The following is a 1,061-nucleotide window of genomic DNA, read 5'->3' as shown; positions in this document are numbered from 1 at the left end:
TTCGTAGTTCAAAGGGCTGGGTCAAGGCCCGTGAAACGGAAATGGCAGCCCGACGCTCGTCCGTTGCTGAGAATGGGTTCGCTGCTGCCGTGTTGCATACGACTTATACCGGTGAACCGGTACACGTTTGGGGAAGCGATGGACAAGATGCGCTCGAGTTGGGAAACTGGATTAGGCCGTTCGATCCAACGCCTCGCCAGGTTCATTCTTTCGATGATTCGACTGCTACGAATCCATTTGACTAGTCCAACGTGGGTAACCATGCCATCTGCCGGAGAACAGCATGGCTCGTTTGCAAACGGAAACCACAATGGCCCTGCCCGGTGATGGGCACCGTTCGGCGATTTGAGAGCTACACTAAATGCGATGCTGCTTCCGCTAGGATAGGCAATAGACAGCCTTTCATCATTGCTGCGACTCCACTGTGAAATGAACCTCAAAACTGCCCTTCGATCGTACGGCGACGCTTGGCGGACGACGTTTCACTTCATTGCGTTTGGAATCGCTTTCTTCATCTTGACGTTTCCGACCAGATTACTCGGAATCCTCACCGGTCCGGAGCCCAGTTGGTACATTGCTGTGCCACTCTTTTGTGCTTTGGTGGTGTACCTGCCGTTTTCGGTAGACTGGGCATCACGACTCACTGGTGTTCGCCCACGCACGCCCGAAGAGCAAGAAGAGCACCACAGGAAGGTCGTTGATGAAAAGAACGCCCAGTTGCGGCGAGAGACCTCACGCAAACCGATCGTGGACTGAACCATGTGCCCTTTTCGCAATGGGTGCGATCAAAGGGGTCGAACACAATACTGTTCGGCACGAAAGTTGCGCATTGAATTTTGATGACTTTTGGCATGGCGATTGCGCAAGCATTCAAATTTGGCGGATGCTCCGCCAGTTTGACACGCAGCGGATAAGCCAGTGCCGAACCGGCCCCCTAAACAACGAAGTCCAACGACCGAGAGCCTCGGCAGCGATAGGGATGCGGCCACGGAAGACTCGCCTGATATTCGCGCCGCGGAGCTGCAGGGCCTGAAGTTCTTCAAGAAGATCCGGCCGCTGTT

2 protein-coding genes are annotated in these 1,061 nt (G+C 54.6%); both read left to right on the top strand.

All coding sequences use genetic code 11. The features are described from left to right. A partial coding sequence (locus RSSM_RS34500) for a hypothetical protein (RefSeq protein WP_236620931.1) occupies positions 1-245 on the top strand: 245 nt, incomplete at its 5' end. A 184-nt stretch (positions 246-429) separates the two neighbouring features. Further along, complete coding sequence (locus RSSM_RS04410) at positions 430-756, top strand: hypothetical protein (protein ID WP_008674962.1); 327 nt, start codon at positions 430-432, stop codon at positions 754-756. Positions 757-1,061: the final 305 nt, after the last annotated feature.

Source organism: Aporhodopirellula sallentina SM41 (genome assembly GCF_000346505.1).
GTDB lineage: Bacteria > Planctomycetota > Planctomycetia > Pirellulales > Pirellulaceae > Rhodopirellula > Rhodopirellula sallentina.
This window is presented reverse-complemented; position numbering and strand designations above follow the sequence as displayed.